The sequence below is a fragment of the Paraliobacillus sediminis genome (assembly GCF_003426055.1).
Genome location: NZ_QJSI01000002.1, coordinates 1,148,626 through 1,166,797, shown reverse-complemented (window position 1 = coordinate 1,166,797; position 18,172 = coordinate 1,148,626). Strand labels below are relative to the sequence as shown.

The window sequence follows — 18,172 nt, the reverse complement described above, 5'->3', positions numbered from 1 at the left end:
TATTCCTCCATTATTCTTTAGTCTTTTTCTAACCCGCCGCTATAGTTAAACAAGCACAACTTCGTAAATGTGTATAATTATTAGTATATATACTTTTTTTGTGAGTATCGATACGCAAAGATATACAGTGGTTGCATGATTATATAAGACTATCATACACAACCTTTCATTATTAAGGAAGTCTTTAACTGGAAAAAAGTGTTGGATTATATCAAGTGAAAACTGGGTAAAAGTTAGTAGGAATAACTGTTAGTTTGTACAATGTTATTCTTAAACTAACGAGGCAGGTTAACTTAATAAGACAAATCAAAAATATCGGTTCCTAAACGTTTTAAGGAACCGATTCTTTTTATGTTGTAATTTGCGTAATGTTGCAAATCCGCATTTTTCTGAAGCTACCCATTTAAGTTATGACTTTATAGATGTTGAAGATTAATCGTATATTACAGCTTTTCCTTGTTCATGTAATTTTTTTAAAGATGTTAGCATATGATTTATTTCTTCATCGGAATGTCTTTCCCATGAACTTAATTCAGCTATTATTTTCAAAGGTGATTTAGACCTATAAGAACGTGTTGGGTTTCCAGGGAATTTTTTGTCAGTTAAATTCGGATCATTTTCAAAATCACCTATTGATTCTACAATGTAAATTCTTTCTTTTAATTTAGATGTTGCTAATTCAGCACCCCATTTCGCTGCATCTAATGATGCAGTGAAATATATATAGTTAGATTTTTTGTCTTGGTAATTTGATAAGTTTTGCGGTTCTAAAAGATCTCCAATTTTTAGTTTCGCTTTAGTACCATGAAAGAAAGGACCATTATCTAAGACATCTTGTTTGTCATTCATACTGATACACCTCTTATATTTTTAGATTTGTATATATAAGTATAGGGGAGGAGCATTAGAAAGTATAGTCTAGAAACAGTTTACAATTAGTAGTATAATGTAAGTAGAGAGAATGATGTCGAACAACAATTACCTATTATTTAGCATACAAAAAACATCATCTAGCAGAACGTTCACGTGAATACTATATTTTTCATACTGATAAAGAAGCACTTGAAGTAGAGGAGCAAAAAATTATTGGTGTTAGGAGACGACTCCAATGAAAATTCATATGCACGAAGGTTTACCATTAGTCTGTATTTCCCGAAATTCAGGGGAAATGAGAGGATCCTAAATCATCCTATAAATGATAGTTTTAAAGTAAATAGTGGAATGAGAATCCATCTAATCGAATAAACTCGGATTAACACGCGTCAAAAAAATTGTTGACCTTTGCCGAGAAACGGTTGAAATAGAAAGTGAATATGGAAAAGGCAGTGTTTACCATTACAATACCGTTATGGTGGGGAGAGGGAAACGAAATAGCCGTTTAGACATATTGTCTGAACGGCTATTTCTATGCTTTAATATGAAGTGAAAGTTACGAACTACTATAAAGGAATGATGTAGTGAAAAAGACGATTCTTTACCTATTTGCAGCAGCTATTTTAATTGTTTTTGGTTTTACAGATTCAACACATGATAAGGCTATATACGTTGCTACAAATGGAAATGATCAAAATGATGGGACTAAATCAAAACCATTTCGCACACTAAAGAAAGCTGTTTCAGAAGCAAGAGCGGGGACGATTGTCTACATAAAAGAAGGCACCTATAAAGAAAAGCTAATTGTTAGGCATAGTGGGACAAAATTAAAACCAATCACGTTTAAAGCCTACAATCAAGACAAGGTTGTTCTTTCTGGTGATGACGTAAAGAATGTAGAAGGGGATACGTCTCTTGTTAGCATAGACAATAAAAATTATATCACGATTAGTGGACTCATTATTCAAGAATTAACAACTAACTTAACGAATGAAACTGTAATAGGGATGTATGTAACAGGCTCAAGTAGCCATATTAGGTTAGAAAATAATGTTGTACGAAAAATAGAAACGCATGCAGAAGATGGGAATGCCCATGGGATTGCTATATACGGAACTGGACCGATGAAAGATGTTCATATTATAAATAATACAATAGAGGATTTAAAACTAGGGTGGAGTGAATCACTCGTTCTTAATGGGAATGTCGATGGTTTTACTATTGAAAATAACATAGTTCGCAGAAATGATAATATCGGAATTGATCTAATTGGTTTTGAAGGTATATCAAATGATCCAAAAGCTGACTACGTTCGGAATGGTATCGTTAAAAATAATGAAGTGTATGAAATATCCTCGTACGGTAATCCAGCATATGGAGAAGAATATAATGCCGGTGGGGTTTATGTCGATGGTGGGAAAAATATAACGATTGATAAGAATACTATTTATAATTGCGATATCGGAATTGAAGCAACCTCTGAGCATGCAAAACAATATGCTGATAACATTCAAATAACAGACAACATTGTGTATAACAACCATTATACAGGAATATCGATTGGTGGATATGACGAAAATCGGGGAGGAACAATAAACTCTTCCATTACAAAAAACATTATCTATCGAAATGATACGAAAGGGCTAGCAGGTGGGCAGCTGCTATTACAGCATGATATAAAAAACAATGTGATAGAAAGAAATATTCTAACAGCTGGGCCATCTCGTATTTTTATCGCCAATTTTTTTACAACGAATCAAGATAATGTACTATCAAGAAATGTCTTTCATAAAGAAAAGGGGAAAACAGGTCTTTGGGTATGGAAAGAAGAAGAATTCACTTCTTTTCAAGAGTTCAAACGTGCTTCAACTAGTGATTCACAATCCAGTTACTTGGATCCAATGTTTGAAAATGAAACCACCTATGATTTTACATTGAAAAAGGAATCACCTGCAAAAAGTATTATAGAATAATAATATTTAGTCCTGATGATGGTTCAATCATTGGGACTTTTTTCATTTATAAAAATAAGAGTGCAAGTCACAAAATAAGAAACACTATATTTGTCATAGAAAGCAAGACAGAGCCAGGCTACATTATCGTTGAATCAATATGTCTAAATTAAATATTAAAGTTTCTGTTCAAAACTTCGGTAACTTTCTTAGTTAATTCGCCTATTCTTATCGGCTAAAAAACTGAAAGGCTTGAGTTCTATTACTCTAGATGACTATTTATCAGAATTAAGTATGTTTGTTGAAGGAGTTAAGAGAAAAGCCCAAGATATTTCAATGGATTAAAAAAATCTAAACAGAATTAAAAGTATTTTCTATATAATTCTCGTCTCAATTTTCCACTCAACTGAGCATAGATACGAGTAGTTTCACTATTTTCATGCCCAAGTAAACTTTGTATAACATCAAGTGGAGCACCGTTATTTAGCAAATGAGTTGCATAACTTTGGCGCAATTGATGATGGTGCATGGTTTTATCTATACCAGCTCGATCAAGACTTGATGGTTTTAATGCTTCGCTGGATGAAGCTAAGTATGCTTTAATTCCTGAGTTGAAATGAATTGAGGGTTGATATCTTGGAAGTGACGGACTAAGAGGTTCGATTGCAGCCGGTAAGCATTTAATGTGTGGGGTGGAAAATCCTTCAATTCGTTTTTCATTTTTGAATGTTCCCAAGCTTTAGTTAAGTGCATAGCTTTATTCCTCCAATATATTTAAAATGTCATAGAGAAATTATTTCCATATTTCTAAAGAATAAGAACAATAAACCTCTAATTTATGGTAAAATTTTGGTATGAAGAACTGTTAGTTTGTGAAATATTGATCTTAAACTAACGGGCAGGTTAGTGTAAGAAGGATAAATTATAGGTGGATAATAATTTAACGTTTGTTCAACAAACGGAGAAGAGTGTTGTAAAACACACTAAGAAAGGAGGAAGTGATTTGAATAAAAAAAAATATTCTAAAAACCTTTTGGTTGTTCGAATGGTAGCTACGGTACTTGTACTCTTATCTTTAATATTACCGTACTTTGGCTTAATATCGCATGGCACAACTCCATTTTTAATCCTTGCAACGCTTGGAGTTTTTTTTATTATCGAAGACCGATTTGGTAAAAAAATTATAAGTGTATGAATATTTAAGAGGAGTATATCCTTAACGGCACTTACCTTCTTAAACAAACGGGTGCAATTGTTCAATAAGATAGCGAGTTTCTACCTTTATTTTAACCTCCAAGGGGAGAGATAAGAAAGTGATAGTTAGATTAGAGCAAATCAATTCAGAGGAATTCTATATTTTTTATCATTTATAATTATATTCAAATGAATTTTGAATATATTCTCGTTTTGAGGGGAGTGAATTAAAGCGATGTTAACTTATGATGTTGTGATTATCGGTGGAGGTCAAGCAGGTTTAGCGATGGGGTATTATCTAAGGAAGGAAAATATACCATTTGTTATATTAGATAAAAGTGAACAAGTTGGCGATTCTTGGAGAAAAAGGTATGATTCTTTGATCTTATTTACTACACGTAGATATAGTAGTTTACCTGGAATGAAGATGGAAGGTTTATCAAAAGAGTTTCCAACAAAGGGTGATATTGCTGCTTATTTAGATAACTATGTAAAACAATTTGATCTTCCAATAATGTTTAATACTAACGTAGTTAAATTACATAAACAGTCCAATGGTTCATTCTTCTTAGAAACTAACAGTGGACAGATTAATGCAAAACAAGTGGTAGTAGCAACTGGGGCATTTGAGAAACCTTTTATACCAAATGTAATAAAAAAGGAGACGAGTATTTTTCAGCTTCACTCTTTTGAATATCACTCATAAGAGGAAGTGAAAGGGACTGATATATTAGTTGTAGGTGGTGGTAATTCAGGTGCACAAATTGCCGTTGAATTAGCAAAGGATAATAATGTTACTATAGCAGTTGGGCACAAATTCAAATTCCTACCTTTAAAGTTTCTTGGAAGAAGTATTTTTAGTTGGTTAGAAATATTTGGTCTGTTGTATGCAGGAACAGATACGTTAAAAGGTAAATGGTTTCGAAAACAGAATGACCCTATTTTCGGAAAAGAACTAAAAAGTCTTATTAGAAATAAAAAAGTTGATGTAAAACCTAAAGTTACGCATGTCGTTAATACTGAAGTTCATTTTATAGATAAAAGTTGGAATAAATACACAAGTATTATCTGGGCTACTGGTTTCGTTCCTTATTATGATTGGATTAATATAAAGGGTGTTATTTCTAATGATGGAAAACCGATACACAACAGGGGAATAACGAATATTAATGGCCTATATTTTATAGGTATACCTTGGCAATATCAGCGAGGATCAGGCTTAATATGTGGAGTTAGTCTGGATTCAAAATATCTTGTTTCAACAATTATTTCAAATGTCTCTAAAAATAAATAATATGAAACCTATTATGAAACATTTCACTTAAACTAACGGGTGCATTAGTTGAACAAGTAACCTTTCCTTTAAGTACCTAACTCCTATCGATTCTATCTTCAGCAATCAGGCACGTTTGTGAAATAATAAAAAAGGTCTAATTTCCCAATTTAAATGTTGGGAAATCGAACCTTTTTATATTTACGTTTAGTGCAAAATAGTAATAAAAAAGGGTGCAAAATAACTCCTTGTTGGGAATATCCTTCTTGATTTTCGTATGATACTCCATCTTGCGAACTTTGATAACTCGCCATGAATCGAACGCAAAAAGAGCCTCTGGCCCGATTTTTAATCACAGTAAAAAAAGAACTGTGTCTCAATCGGTCCAAAGGCTTTCCATTAGTCATCACCGATCCCACATGGGTTCAGTATTAAAAGTTAAAGTAAGTTGATATGCAATAAGTTTATCATTTCATTTCGAAGTTTTCAATTACCCTATTGAATTGTATTGAATTATAACAGCGACCCTGTTTTTGTGAATCTAACAATATTTATATTGTGTTAGATTCGGAAAGTATTTTGAGTGCACTTTAATACATCTACTGCTCTAATTCAAGTTTGGAAGCTGCATGCACCCCTAGTAGACATAATCCGAATGTCATTATCATTTTCTATTTCGTTGTCATCGATTTTTACTTAGAACGATTTAGCAACTCCGCGAGCTTGTGCAACCGCTTTTTCTCTAATAGCTTCTGCTTCAGTTGGGAATATTTTCGTGCCTTCAATCAGTACAGCTGAATAATCTTTAACACCGAGATAGCCCAATACTGCTTTCAAATACGGGTCGCCAAAGTTCATTGAAGCTGATGGACCTTGTGAATATACATCGCCTGTTGAGTGTACATGTACTGCTTTCTTACCTTCAAGCATACCCACTGGACCGGTTTCCGTGTATTTAAATGTCTTGTTTGGAATAAAGAGTGAATCAATATATGTTTTCACACGAGGAGGCAAGCTATAATTCCACATTGGAGTTACGAAAACGTATTTATCAGCCGCTAAAAATTGCTCTAAAGTAGCGCCCATTTTCTGCACTTTTCCCCTTTCAACAGCAGTATCACTATCACCGGTACCTGGACCAAATTTACCCCATGCACTTAAAATGTCCGCATCGATTTCTTGAAGGTCCGCTGCGAATAAATCAAGCTTCTCGATCTCATCACCCGGATTCTGGGCTGCATAAGCAGCTAAAAATTCTTCTCCAACCATTAAGCTGTTCGAATCGGAAACGTCTTTTGGATTTGCAGTAATATACAATAACTTAGCCAAAATAAAAACCTCTTTTCTAATTTTAGTTTTATTTTATTAGTTATTACTAACTAACATCTTGCTTTTAACTTTAAAATGTTAGTTAGCAATAACTAACATTTTGTTTTTTAAAAAACTAGGGTGTTAAACCCCTAGCAAAAATCTGTGTATTGACTAGCAGAAGCTGTTCCATCTGCTGCTCATCAATGACTGTTTTTTCATGACGCCTATGAATTAAGTGCGTGGCGTAAGTGCCCAAATTCATCCGCATAAAAGCACTTGCTTGCACATCCGAATCACCTGAAATCACTTTTCCCTTTTGCTCCATTTGCCTAAAATAGTGTGAAAGTGATTTTTGCAGCTGCACTGGATGCTTGGTTATCTCGTGATCGAGCTCATACAATGAAGTGCCTTCTTTAATTAGGATCAAAAAGACTTTATCATTTCTGATCATTCCGGACATGTAGGTCTGACTAATCAGCAGCAAGTCATGCTGCAATTCCCATTGCAAGAGATTAGAAAAGACGTGCTCGATATTTATTGAAGAGTATTTTTCGATTGCCTTCTCCAATATAGAGCGCTTGTTCCCAAAGTGACGGAAGACAGTCATTTCACTGACTTGCGAGACCGCGGCAATTTCCTTCGTCGTCACAGATTTATAGCCTTTATCGGCAATAAGATCTATAGCAGCATATAAAATCCTCTCACTTGTACACCTATTATGGTCCTTCTGAGGCTTTACCATTCCATCACTCCTAGTAAGACGTTAGTGGCCACTAACACAAATTTATTATAGTGCATAACTAAACCTCATGTCAATAATGAAATACCTTAATCTATTTTTGAAACAAATTAAGGTCTATATATTTAGATTCTAGCTTGGTGCTGTATAATGTCAAAAATAAGAAAAAAGCGTCCGTTATAAGACGTTTTTTCTGGCTATTCACAAAGGTTGAATTTCATTCACCAAGATCAACATGTTGCCTTTTTTGAAAAAAAGGCAACAAAAAAATCCCCCATTCAAACACCAAATCTGTCTATGAAAACTTCTTAGCTTCCGGTTTAGCTTTATCTAACTCTTTTTGTTTTGTCTTACCTTTTTTAAATTCTGCAGTTTCCTTGTAGAAGAGTATAGGAGAAACGGTATTGGAAGCCTTTTGGTAAAAAATATAATTGACGATGCAAAAAGGTATTATAAAATTTTGGTACTTCATACAGATACGGAACAGGCTGATAAATTTTATACTTCTTAGGATTTTCGAAGGAAAATGATATTGGATACGTCATGGATGATATAAGAGATAAATATGGTCACAACGCTATTCTAAGAGCGTCCCGTTATATGAATGGCGGAGTCACTAGAGGACGAAGTAAATTAATAGGAGGGAATAAATCTTGAATGATAGAGGTTCAAAGAAGTGGGTTAGCCTGATGATAATTGTGAAGCCTTGATGGTTACAGAGAGAAAACCTTTTAGAAGATTGTCTAAACGAGGAATACAAAGAGAAATAGATATAATTGCTCAAAATGCAGGTTTACAAGACAAAGTAAGTCCCCATGTTTTAGAACACACTTTTGCTACTTTAACCATTAAATAATGGTGCTGAATTAGTTGCAATTCAAGAACTCTTAGGACATATTTCACCAGATACGACACTTAGATATGCAAAGATTACTCATGAGCGAAAACGAGAGCAGCATAAAAAGTATTTGATTCAATAAGTTACTGTCTATTTGACATAAACTGCGCATTAAAAAAGCACCATGAAATTGGTACTTAAGAAGATCCATTTATATCGTTATCCTTTTTCTCAAAACAGAGATTTACAGTTCTACCATTAGATCGTGTTCTATGTTGCGTATGTGCTGGTACATTGAAAATTTCGCCAGGTAGTAATTTAAATGTTTTATCATTTTCTAAGTCAATTATGAGTTCTCCTTCGAGTACCATAAATAATTCGTCTGTGTCATGTTCATGCCAATGAAACTCTCCATCAATCACAGCAATTCTTAAAACATGATCATTTACTTCAGACACGACAAAATTCTTATATTCAGTTATATCAGTCACTAAATCTAATAAATTTATTTTTTGCAATAAGCTTTCCAAGTATATTTCTCCTTTCAAATACAAGAATTTTTGTAGCTATGTAAATTGTATCATTTAAACAATATAAATAGACAAAAATCAACTTTTAACAGGAGATCAATTAAACAGCTTATTGAACAGTTCAAGGCTACTGTAAAGATTACGTTTATTAAGTAATTGTCTCTTTTTCTTAGTAGACCGATACTGCGTAACAGGAAATAGAAGACAAAGGTTCAAAAAAGAACACCAATTAATTACTTGGTGCCCCTGGTGGATAGTAATATGGCGGAACTTTAATCCAACCATGTTCTCTCATTTTAGTTTTAACATCCATCCCTAAAATTGCTTTTTCAGAATGAAATCTAATCCACATTAGTCCTATATCACTTCGGATACTCTGACTAATGTTATTAGAACACATTATAATGTTTGTTGCTACTTTAGCAGAAATCAGATTAGCAATCTCCATATCAGTTGCCTTTACACCAAGTGGAACACTATTAGGATCTGAATTTGGCTTATGCCCAGAGGTATCAGATAAAGCAATGCCTTCTTTAATCATAAAGTTTTCCAAGATTTTTTTTTGATGTGTACCAAGTTTTATTCCATCTTTTATAAGTTCAATAAGTACATTATCAGTAGTTGTATTTAATGCAGATTCAAGTATGGGAACTTCCTCTGCTAACGCAGTGAAGTAAAGCCAGCATCCCATTGCTTCACCAATGTGGAGTCTTGATCTAGGTTCAGTGTCAAATCTTGTTATTAGGTAATCGAATAATGCTTCTATCTTGTCCGGCAATAACAACACCTCTTTCGTTGTAGTTATTAATATAGTTAACAAAAGATGGTATTTTTATACTTCCTGTTATTTTTAGAAAGATGATTTTATTTCACAGTACAAGCATACTGTTCAATAGAAAGATATTCAAAATTGGCGATCGTAGAAGTCCAAAGTCTAATTCCTCAGTAGAGAAAAGGAGGATTAGGCTTTTTCACTTCAACTGCGTTGCCTTTTTTCTATTGGTAAACACGGTGAACGGTGACAGCAAGTGGTAAATTTCGGTGCAACTGTTGTTGAAAAATATGGCACTAGAGATAGATTTTGTTTTAATTGATGAGATAGCTGCAAGAAATATGGCGAAGAACTTCTTTCTTACACCTATGGGGACACTAGGAATCCTAAGATTAGCCAAAGCAAAAAAGAAGATAGAAATGGTTAAACCGTACATTGAACTTCTCATAGCGAATGATTATCGAATTGGAAAGACACTGTATGAACAAGTAGTGCGATTGGAGATTTAATGGGAATAATACAACTGAAGATTTTCTAAGTACATCGAAAATAGTAGCTTTCCAATGAGGGGCACATTAATGTATATTATAGCTATTGAATTATAAAATAATGGAATAGTAAGGGCTCTTCTTTTTTAGAGAATAGAAATCCTTGCTTTTTCATTTTAGGGATTAGCTTTGTATAATCAAACAACAGACCACAGCAATCGCTGTGGTCTGTTGTTATAAAAATAACTATTCTTTCTTCTCATCGTCTGTTGTTGTTGTTGTTGTTTCTTCTTTTTTTACTTCTGTTACAATATCAAGCAGTGCATCATCATGGACTGTTGAAGTAATTACTTCACTGATGGCATGGTCATCGGTGACTTGTTGTAGTGCCACGTCAACCGATGTTTCTAATTCATACTCCTGTTTGAGCCCCATGTTTAGTGAGTAAATCATTAAGATAAGAATAATGGTAAACGGTAGCCCTGTAATGATCGAAGCAGTTTGTAACGCTGTGAGTCCACCACCAACAAGTAGTGTGGCAGCTATAACACCTTCCATAACAGCCCAGAATACACGTTGTGGTACTGGTGAATTTAGTTTCCCACCTGAAGTCAGGTTATCAACAACTAGAGAACCTGAATCGGAAGAAGTAACGAAAAACACCGTAACAAGGATAATGCCAATCACGGAAAGAATACTAGCTAATGGTAAATTATCTAGCAGGGCAAAGAGTGCTAAAGCCTCATTTTGTTGAACAAATGTTGATATTGAGCCAATACCATTCATTTCTTGGAAAATAGCTGTTCCGCCAAATACTGACATCCAAAGAAACGAAATAGAAGTAGGGATAAAGATAACACCAACAATAAATTCCCTTACCGTTCTCCCTTTGGAAATCCTTGCGATAAACATACCGACAAATGGTGACCATGAAATCCACCAAGCCCAATAGAAAACAGTCCAACCACCTTGCCAATTGGTAGCTCTAAAGGTCTCCGTCCATAAGCTCATTTCAAGGAGGTTTGACATATAGTAACCAATATTTTGTGTGAATCCACTTAAAATAAAGACAGTAGGTCCGGCAATGAGAACAAATACCAGGAAGATTCCTGCTAAAATCATGTTAATTTCACTAAGTTTTTTAACACCACCATCAAGCCCCATTAAAACGGATACCGTTGCTAAACCAGTGATGATAACAATCAGGATAACTTGAACAGTGACGCTAATATTAATATCAAACAGATGATTTAATCCAGCATTCACTTGTGAAACACCAAGTCCTAGTGAGGTAGCAAGTCCCATAAGGGTCGCTAATACGGAAAGGATATCAATCATATTCCCCCATATTCCGTAAATCTTGTTTCCGATAAGTGGATAAAATAATGACCGGATCGTCAAGGGAAGCCCTCTGTTATAGGAAAAGAACGCTAGTCCTAAACCAACGATGGCATAAATTGCCCAAGGATGGATGCCCCAATGGAAGAAGGTATTCGCCATAGCTGCCTGTGCAGCAGCAGCTGAATTCGGCTCAATACCACCAAACATGGGAGAAGGTGTCCCGAAATGTGTGATCGGTTCTGCAACACTCCAAAATAATAGCCCAATTCCCATACCAGCACTAAGGAGCATGGCATACCAAGAGAATTTTGAGAATTCCGGTTTTGCGACCTTTCCACCTAAGACGATCTTTCCATATCGTCCGAAAGCAAAATATAGCGCGGCAACAATAAATATATTAGCAGCTAAGATCATGAACCAACCAGTATTTTTAGTAACGCTAATTAAAATATTATCGAATAATTCCGCTGCAGTACTGGGGAATAGTAAGGTTAAAGAAATGAAGAGAATCAAAATAATCGATGAATAAATCGTGACATGTGGATGGATATCAATTCCAAATCTTTTCCAGTTATTTTCACCCGCTTCCTCTTTGCCTTCTTCATCAAAAAGCGATACTGTCGGTCTAATCTGTAATCCTTTAAACGGTTTTCTGTTTTTAATTGCTTTTTTTCTTGCCTCAATTTCAGCCTTTTTTAACTTTTTTGCTAAAGCCTGTTGGGATGCAATTTCTCTCTTTTGTTGTTTATCCATATAATCATACCTTTTATTAGATTTGAACCCTTTTAGATTATACTCGTACAAGACTCTTAACACAATGATAGAACAATAATCGATTTGAGAAGAACCGTCCCCTGCTTCCTTTTTTTATGTCAACATAAACCGGGATGTGGCACCATATATTAATTATACAATTAAATAGTATTTTTTGTAGGAAAAGCCTGGTATCAATCGTATAACTTATAGGTATTTAGCGCAGTAACAAAATAAACGAGTGAAAGGAATCGTGTATATGAGAATAGTTGCACTTAAGGAAAATGATGAATCACGGGTTGCGATGGTTCCTGATTCGATCAAAAAATTGCTTCAACTAGAGGGGATTGAAGTTGCAGTTGAAAGGAATCTAACGACGATGATTTCTGATGAAGCATATCAAAAAGCTGGTGCCAGTTTTGTGGACTCTAGAGAATCGTTGCTGTCTACAGGTGATGTATTTGTATGGGTGAATGCACCATCACTAGAAGATATCGGGAAAATGAAAAAAGGATCGATCAGCATTAGTTTTTTAGATCCATATAACCAGACTGAAGTGGTTCGTGGGTTAATGAAACAAGGGATAAATGCAATTAGTATGGAAATGATTCCGCGGACCACGTTGGCTCAAAAAATGGATGCACTTAGTTCCCAAGCATCCTTAGCAGGCTATGTGGCTGTCATTTTAGGTGCGCAAAAGCTAGATCGTATCTTTCCTATGATGATGACACCTGCTGGTACGATAGCCCCAGCAAAAGTATTTGTTATTGGGGCAGGGGTTGCTGGTTTACAGGCTATTGCAACGGCGAAACGATTGGGTGCAAGGGTGGAAGCTTTTGATACAAGATCGGTTGTGGAAGAACAAGTCGTCTCGCTTGGAGCTAAGTTTGTTAAAGTGGATTTAGGTGAAACGGGACAAAATAAGGATGGCTATGCCAATGCATTAACCGAAGCACAATTAAAAATGCAACAACAAGCGATGGTAAAAAGTTGTGCCAATGCCGATCTAGTTATTACCACAGCTAAGCTGTTTGCTAGAAAAGCGCCTGTGATTGTCACAAAAGAAATATTGAAGCAAATGCGAGATGGTTCGGTTGTTATTGATTTGGCTGCTGGTTCTGGTGGTAATGTTGAAGGTACTGTGGTGGATGAGACCGTTACTATTGAAGGGATTAACGTGATTGGCATTGACAACCTCCCTGGTGAAGTGGCCTTTGATGCGTCTGCCATGTACGCCAGTAACTTAAGCAATTTAATGACCCATTTTTATAATAAAGAGACCAAGACAATAGAACTAAATCAATCGGATGAAATCATGAATGGGTGTCTTGTGGTCAAGGATGGACAGGTAATTAATGAACGACTAAAAAGTATTTATGGAGGTAACTAATGGGTACAATGCTTGTATTTGTGTTGATTTTAGCTTCGTTTTTAGGTTTTGAATTAATATCAAAAGTCCCGTCACAGTTACACACGCCACTCATGTCTGGTTCTAACGCGATATCTGGGATTACGGTGGTTGGTGCTATCCTCAGCCTTGCAGGTACTTTTGTGGTAGGAAGCGAAGTGGCAACGATTGTTCTTGGCACCTTGGCGATTTTCTTTGCTACGATTAATGTTGTTGGAGGCTACATGGTAACCGATCGTATGTTAGCTATGTTTACAACTGCCAAAAAGGAGAATGAACATGATTAATGAAGTCATTATTAACTTATTATATATTGTAGCTGCAATTCTCTTTATCGTTGGCTTAAAAATGTTAGGAAATGCTAAAAAAGCACGAAAAGGTAACTTGATTTCTGCAATTGGTATGCTCATCGCCATTGTAACAGCACTTATCAGTAACAATGTGCTTCAGTGGCAATGGGTTGCTGTTGGCCTGATTGCTGGTTCCATTGTGGGTGCCTTAGCTGCCCGTATGGTGGCCATGACAGCTATACCTGAGATGGTGGCTTTATTCAATGGCTTTGGTGGTGCGGCAAGTTTGCTTGTGGGTTGGTCAGAATATCATCGTTATGCAGTAGCAAGTGATGTCATGGATATCAGTGTGCTTTCATTGCTCATCATTATCGTAACGATTCTAATTGGTGGTGTGACTTTTACAGGGTCGATTATTGCATGGGGTAAACTAGCAGGAAAAATACCAAGCAAACCGATCCAATATTCTGGTCAGAAAATTGTCAACGCTCTAATTGTAATCCTATTGATTGGTGGTGCTGTTGTATTTGCGCCACTGCGAGATCTAATGCTGCTAGATTCCTATCCCTTACTGATCATTATCATTGTCTTATCCTGTATTTTAGGGATAACTTTTGTTATTCCTATTGGTGGCGGTGATATGCCGGTGGTCATGTCTTTGCTAAACTCCTTTAGTGGGATGGCGGCCTGTGCAGCGGGATTTGTTATTTCTAATAATGTACTGATTGTGGCTGGCGCATTGGTCGGATCAAGTGGGATCATTTTGACGACCATTATGTGTAAAGCGATGAATCGTAAATTAACCAATGTGCTCTTTAGTGGTTTTGGCTCAGGTAAAGCCAAAGCAGGCGCTGGTTTCCAAGGTGAAGCCAACCCGATCTCGGTTGAAGACACCTATATTATCTTAGAAGCCGCTAACAGTGTGCTGATTGTACCAGGCTATGGGATGGCTGTTGCGCAAGCACAGCATGCCGTTTGCGAGTTGGCCGAACAACTTGAAGAAAATGGTGCCGAGGTTAACTTTGCGATTCATCCAGTAGCTGGTCGTATGCCAGGACATATGAATGTGTTATTAGCAGAAGCGAATGTTCCTTATGAAAAGTTAAAAGAAATGGATGATGTAAATCCAACAATTGAGATGGTGGATGTTGTTATTGTTATTGGTGCAAACGATGTGGTCAATCCTGCAGCAAGAACCGACGAAAGCTCACCCATCTATGGTATGCCGGTTATTAATGTGGATAAAGCAAGAACCGTTATCGTGATGAAACGTTCTTTAAATCCTGGTTTTGCTGGGATTGAGAACCCACTGTTCTTTAATGACAATACGAGGATGTTGTTTGGTGATGCGAAGAAATCAACTCAAGGATTGGTGGCTGAATTTAAAGGCTAATGGGATCAAGAGTTGAAAGGATAGACTAATAGAGTTCAAGATTAATATTCCCTCAAACGGTGCTTTGAGGGATATTTTTAGTTATAAAAAATTCAAAATATCTATAAAGGCACTAAATATGGTAAAATTAAGTAAAGTTTTGAAAACGGTTTCAATTAAAAATAGGCGTTCTTTTTTAGAGTGGGAAAAGTTTTTTACTACAATAAAATTTGGGTAGAGGAGGAAGGGGTATTAACATGGATAAACGTATCTTAGGTGTGTTAGTAGTATTTCTCATAATTCTTACTGGATGTAATGTGTTAACTAATGAAGAGTCGGAGGGAAATACAGATAAGAAGCGTGGAAAAATCATAATTGAAAGTTATCAGGATATAGATAAGGCTATAAAAGAAATGACAGTAGAAGAGAAGGCTGGACAATTAATCCAAGCAGAGAGATCTGGGATTAAGCTCTCGGAGATTAGTGATTATAATATTGGTTCTATCCTCAGTGGTGGTGGAAGTGTACCAACAGATAACACGCCAGAGGGTTGGGTTAAGATGTATAATGCTATGCAAAGTAGTGCTGGCGAATCTTCATCGGGTATTCCAATTATTTATGGAATTGATGCTGTGCATGGCAATAATAATGTTACGAATGCAACAATTTTTCCACATAATATTGGCTTAGGCGCAGCAAATAATCCTGAGCTGATGGAAGCCATTGGGGCTGCGACAGCGCGTGAGGTTAGAGCTATAGGCGTTGATTGGAACTTTGCTCCAGCTGTTTCTTCTGCCCAGGATATTCGCTGGGGACGAACATATGAGAGCTACTCTGAAGATATAAAAAGCGTTTCTACGCTTGCAGTCCCATATATTAATGGATTGCAAGATGGAGGAATTATAACTACAACAAAACATTTTATTGGGGACGGTCATACTACTTTTGGTACAGGTGAAGGTAGTAATTTAATTGATCGGGGAGATGTTACCGTTAGTATGGAAGCATTATCAGAAGGTAACTTACCTGCGTATCAAGCTGCAATACATGCAGGTTCCAAAACAATTATGGCATCTTATAATAGTGTTGCTGGTAAGAAAGTACATGGTGATAAAGCATTATTAACTGATTTGCTTAGAGAAGAGCTAGAATTTGAAGGTCTTGTTGTTTCAGATTGGGAAGCAATTCAAACAATTGCGCCTAATTTATCGGAACAAGTAGCTTTGGCGATTAATGCAGGAGTAGATTTATTAATGCAGCCTAATAATTGGAGAGATGTTTACGCAGCAATAATAGATAATGTCGAATCAGGTGAAATAACAGAAGAACGTTTAAATGAAGCGGTAAGAAGAAATGTAGTTTTAAAGTTTGAGGCAGGTCTTTTTAACGCGGAAATAGAAAAGACACCAGGTGAAATTGGGACAGAAGAAAACAAAAAAATAGCAAGAGAAGCTGTGGCAGAATCATTGGTTCTTTTAAAAAACGACGATATACTGCCACTTAAAAAGCATGCAAAAATACACTTGATTGGTCCAGCTAGTGATAATGTAGGTGTTCAATCTGGTGGCTGGACAAGTAGCTGGCAAGGTGAAATAGATCCAAATCTTTATAATGGGATAAGTTTAAAGGATGCTATGGCTGAAGTTTTGTCCAATAATGGGGGAGAACTAGTTGAGGATCCAGCTGATGCTGATATTGTCGTGCTGGCTATAGGTGAAAAACCGTACGCTGAAATGGAGGGTGACACAGCAGATTTATCTGTTGATGGAGCCCTATCTTTAAATGGAAATGTTGATGCAATCAATCAAGCGAACAAATCTGGAAAACCAATTGTAACGATCATGATTTCTGGAAGGCCTTTACTGGTCGATGCGTATATAAATGATTGGAGCGGATTTGTGATGGCTTGGTTGCCAGGAACTGAGGGAAATGGTATGACGGATGTTCTTTTTGGAGATCAAGCATTTAAAGGCACATTACCTGTAACGTGGCCAAAAACAAATGAACAAGCAAGTGATACCGTCAATATGACTATGTATCAATCAATAGACCATCAATTCAAATATGGTGATGGGTTAGTAAATAATCCTTGATAAAGTTAGTGGAATTTTTTTATGGTTCTAGAAGGTGGAATGAAAATGGAATGGTATATAAAAGTAATACAAACTTGTAAGGATGATTCCAATAATTGTATTAATTAAAGTGAACATCCAATATTCTTTCCGTTGCTCTTCCACTAAACTCTGCGTACACTTGCAAACGGTCAGTGGTATATTTGTGCTCCTAGCGATACTATATGCTATATTTATTTTTATACCAGGTATAGCAGTTACAGTTCGTAGACTTCACGACATTAGTAAAAGCGGTTTTTGGATTCTGATTAACTTTGTACCGCTTGTTGGTTCTGTTATCTTATTTGTATTCACTTTGATCGATAGTGACCATGAGAATATATATGGACCAAATCCTAAATTTGAATAAATTTTGTTGCTTATTGATAAAATAAAAGCCGATCTTCTTAATTGGAGGATCGGCTTTTATTTTGTGTTTTCTAAATTGTAATACTTATATAGTAGGTCTTTATTGTATATAAGGAAACAGATTAAATTTCTAAAATTATAAAACTATTGTGCTAAAATAATAATAGATATTAATAATTTCTTTTAAAATTTTATTGACGTATCATTTTTTTGAGATATAATTATGCTTACATGGATTAAATAAAACGAAAAGGAGGTCACCTAACATGGATAAAATCAAATTGATTCATCAGCAGATTACTAATTTAATTATCTTCCTGTCGTGGCCTTCTATTGTGACGTCTGTGTAAAAGCGTAATTTCAGATTATTTGCTTTTATGCTAACTTAACGAAAAAACATAGAATGGCACAGGCTACGACATATTCGTGGCCTATTTTGTTGTCATTTTCCAATATGGAGAATAGCGTACGTACTTTTTTGATCGAGGGGAAAAGTATGTGCGCTGCAGCGTATACGTCATGGATGTATACGCTTTTTTATGTTGATTCACATGAAAA

16 protein-coding genes and 2 pseudogenes are annotated in these 18,172 nt (G+C 35.7%); 11 read left to right on the top strand and 7 right to left on the bottom strand.

Going from position 1 to position 18,172, the window contains the following annotated elements:
- Positions 1-432: 432 nt before the first annotated feature.
- Positions 433-849 carry an NAD(+)--rifampin ADP-ribosyltransferase gene (arr, locus tag D2K60_RS11895; RefSeq protein ID WP_117170195.1) on the bottom strand — a complete coding sequence of 139 codons (417 nt, stop codon included), beginning with the start codon at positions 847-849 and terminating at the stop codon, positions 433-435.
- Positions 850-1,493: 644 nt separating this feature from the next.
- Between arr and D2K60_RS11890 the strand changes: the two genes are divergently transcribed.
- A complete protein-coding gene (locus D2K60_RS11890; protein WP_240335338.1) occupies positions 1,494-2,846 on the top strand; it encodes a right-handed parallel beta-helix repeat-containing protein in 1,353 nt (450 codons plus the stop codon).
- A gap of 340 nt (positions 2,847-3,186) precedes the next feature.
- On the opposite strand, the pseudogene D2K60_RS21330 reads toward D2K60_RS11890, so the two are convergent.
- Positions 3,187-3,378 (bottom strand): annotated as a pseudogene (locus tag D2K60_RS21330) (tyrosine-type recombinase/integrase); the annotation flags it as partial.
- A gap of 375 nt (positions 3,379-3,753) precedes the next feature.
- Between D2K60_RS21330 and D2K60_RS11880 the strand changes: the two are divergent.
- The 3 genes from D2K60_RS11880 (at position 3,754) to D2K60_RS21205 (ending at position 5,313) form a co-directional block, all read left to right on the top strand.
- Positions 3,754-4,020, top strand: coding sequence for a hypothetical protein (locus D2K60_RS11880; protein WP_117170193.1), 267 nt, complete (start codon positions 3,754-3,756; stop codon positions 4,018-4,020).
- A 234-nt stretch (positions 4,021-4,254) separates the two neighbouring features.
- A complete protein-coding gene (locus D2K60_RS21210) occupies positions 4,255-4,725 on the top strand; it encodes a flavin-containing monooxygenase (protein ID WP_338048372.1) in 471 nt (156 codons plus the stop codon).
- 6 nt (positions 4,726-4,731) lie between these two features.
- Positions 4,732-5,313: an NAD(P)/FAD-dependent oxidoreductase gene (locus tag D2K60_RS21205; protein WP_338048371.1), complete on the top strand. Its 582-nt coding sequence runs from the start codon at positions 4,732-4,734 to the stop codon at positions 5,311-5,313.
- A 675-nt stretch (positions 5,314-5,988) separates the two neighbouring features.
- Here D2K60_RS21205 and D2K60_RS11870 read toward each other — a convergent pair.
- Both D2K60_RS11870 and D2K60_RS11865 read right to left on the bottom strand, forming a co-directional pair.
- On the bottom strand, positions 5,989-6,621 hold the full coding sequence (locus D2K60_RS11870) for an FMN-dependent NADH-azoreductase (RefSeq protein ID WP_117170192.1): 633 nt from the start codon (positions 6,619-6,621) through the stop codon (positions 5,989-5,991).
- 115 nt (positions 6,622-6,736) lie between these two features.
- Positions 6,737-7,345 carry a TetR/AcrR family transcriptional regulator gene (locus D2K60_RS11865; protein ID WP_117170191.1) on the bottom strand — a complete coding sequence of 203 codons (609 nt, stop codon included), beginning with the start codon at positions 7,343-7,345 and terminating at the stop codon, positions 6,737-6,739.
- A gap of 370 nt (positions 7,346-7,715) precedes the next feature.
- On the opposite strand from D2K60_RS11865, the pseudogene D2K60_RS11860 reads away from it, so the two are divergent.
- A pseudogene (locus D2K60_RS11860) lies at positions 7,716-7,853 on the top strand (GNAT family N-acetyltransferase); the annotation flags it as partial.
- A 524-nt stretch (positions 7,854-8,377) separates the two neighbouring features.
- On the opposite strand, the gene D2K60_RS11850 reads toward D2K60_RS11860, so the two are convergent.
- Together D2K60_RS11850 and D2K60_RS11845 are read right to left on the bottom strand one after the other, a co-directional pair.
- On the bottom strand, positions 8,378-8,698 hold the full coding sequence (locus D2K60_RS11850; RefSeq protein WP_117170405.1) for a cupin domain-containing protein: 321 nt from the start codon (positions 8,696-8,698) through the stop codon (positions 8,378-8,380).
- 241 nt (positions 8,699-8,939) lie between these two features.
- Positions 8,940-9,497 carry a DUF3231 family protein gene (locus tag D2K60_RS11845; RefSeq protein WP_420818826.1) on the bottom strand — a complete coding sequence of 186 codons (558 nt, stop codon included), beginning with the start codon at positions 9,495-9,497 and terminating at the stop codon, positions 8,940-8,942.
- A 275-nt stretch (positions 9,498-9,772) separates the two neighbouring features.
- On the opposite strand from D2K60_RS11845, the gene D2K60_RS11840 reads away from it, so the two are divergent.
- Entirely contained in the window at positions 9,773-9,991 is a 219-nt protein-coding gene (locus D2K60_RS11840; RefSeq protein ID WP_240335337.1) for a PIN domain-containing protein, read from the top strand.
- Positions 9,992-10,216: 225 nt separating this feature from the next.
- On the opposite strand, the gene D2K60_RS11835 is transcribed toward D2K60_RS11840, so the two are convergent.
- Complete coding sequence (locus D2K60_RS11835) at positions 10,217-12,064, bottom strand: BCCT family transporter (protein ID WP_117170187.1); 1,848 nt, start codon at positions 12,062-12,064, stop codon at positions 10,217-10,219.
- A gap of 259 nt (positions 12,065-12,323) precedes the next feature.
- Between D2K60_RS11835 and D2K60_RS11830 the strand changes: the two genes are divergently transcribed.
- The 5 genes from D2K60_RS11830 to D2K60_RS11810 all read left to right on the top strand — a co-directional run bounded on the left by D2K60_RS11830 (position 12,324) and on the right by D2K60_RS11810 (position 17,615).
- The gene (locus D2K60_RS11830; protein WP_117170186.1) at positions 12,324-13,454 is read left to right on the top strand and encodes an NAD(P) transhydrogenase subunit alpha; all 1,131 of its coding nucleotides are present in this window, start codon (positions 12,324-12,326) and stop codon (positions 13,452-13,454) included.
- Positions 13,454-13,759 (top strand): NAD(P) transhydrogenase subunit alpha part 2, encoded by a 306-nt coding sequence (locus tag D2K60_RS11825; RefSeq protein ID WP_117170185.1) that lies wholly within the window; start codon positions 13,454-13,456, stop codon positions 13,757-13,759. The genes D2K60_RS11830 and D2K60_RS11825 overlap by 1 nt, the downstream gene beginning before the upstream one ends.
- Positions 13,752-15,155, top strand: a complete 1,404-nt coding sequence (locus tag D2K60_RS11820) for an NAD(P)(+) transhydrogenase (Re/Si-specific) subunit beta (RefSeq protein ID WP_117170184.1) — start codon at positions 13,752-13,754, stop codon at positions 15,153-15,155. The genes D2K60_RS11825 and D2K60_RS11820 overlap by 8 nt, the downstream gene beginning before the upstream one ends.
- A 236-nt stretch (positions 15,156-15,391) precedes the next feature.
- Positions 15,392-17,227 (top strand): glycoside hydrolase family 3 protein, encoded by a 1,836-nt coding sequence (locus D2K60_RS11815; RefSeq protein WP_117170183.1) that lies wholly within the window; start codon positions 15,392-15,394, stop codon positions 17,225-17,227.
- 82 nt (positions 17,228-17,309) lie between these two features.
- Positions 17,310-17,615, top strand: a complete 306-nt coding sequence (locus tag D2K60_RS11810) for a DUF805 domain-containing protein (RefSeq protein ID WP_117170182.1) — start codon at positions 17,310-17,312, stop codon at positions 17,613-17,615.
- Positions 17,616-18,172: the final 557 nt, after the last annotated feature.

Coding starts and splice junctions, on each gene's coding strand:
- D2K60_RS11815 (WP_117170183.1), top strand. CDS start 15,392: ATGGATAAACGTATCTTAGGTGTGTTAGTAGTATTTCTCATAATTCTT.
- D2K60_RS11835 (WP_117170187.1), bottom strand. CDS start 12,064: ATGGATAAACAACAAAAGAGAGAAATTGCATCCCAACAGGCTTTAGCA.
- D2K60_RS11820 (WP_117170184.1), top strand. CDS start 13,752: ATGATTAATGAAGTCATTATTAACTTATTATATATTGTAGCTGCAATT.
- arr (WP_117170195.1), bottom strand. CDS start 849: ATGAATGACAAACAAGATGTCTTAGATAATGGTCCTTTCTTTCATGGT.
- D2K60_RS11810 (WP_117170182.1), top strand. CDS start 17,310: ATGATTCCAATAATTGTATTAATTAAAGTGAACATCCAATATTCTTTC.
- D2K60_RS11840 (WP_240335337.1), top strand. CDS start 9,773: ATGGCACTAGAGATAGATTTTGTTTTAATTGATGAGATAGCTGCAAGA.
- D2K60_RS11830 (WP_117170186.1), top strand. CDS start 12,324: ATGAGAATAGTTGCACTTAAGGAAAATGATGAATCACGGGTTGCGATG.
- D2K60_RS11865 (WP_117170191.1), bottom strand. CDS start 7,345: ATGGTAAAGCCTCAGAAGGACCATAATAGGTGTACAAGTGAGAGGATT.
- D2K60_RS11825 (WP_117170185.1), top strand. CDS start 13,454: ATGGGTACAATGCTTGTATTTGTGTTGATTTTAGCTTCGTTTTTAGGT.
- D2K60_RS21210 (WP_338048372.1), top strand. CDS start 4,255: ATGTTAACTTATGATGTTGTGATTATCGGTGGAGGTCAAGCAGGTTTA.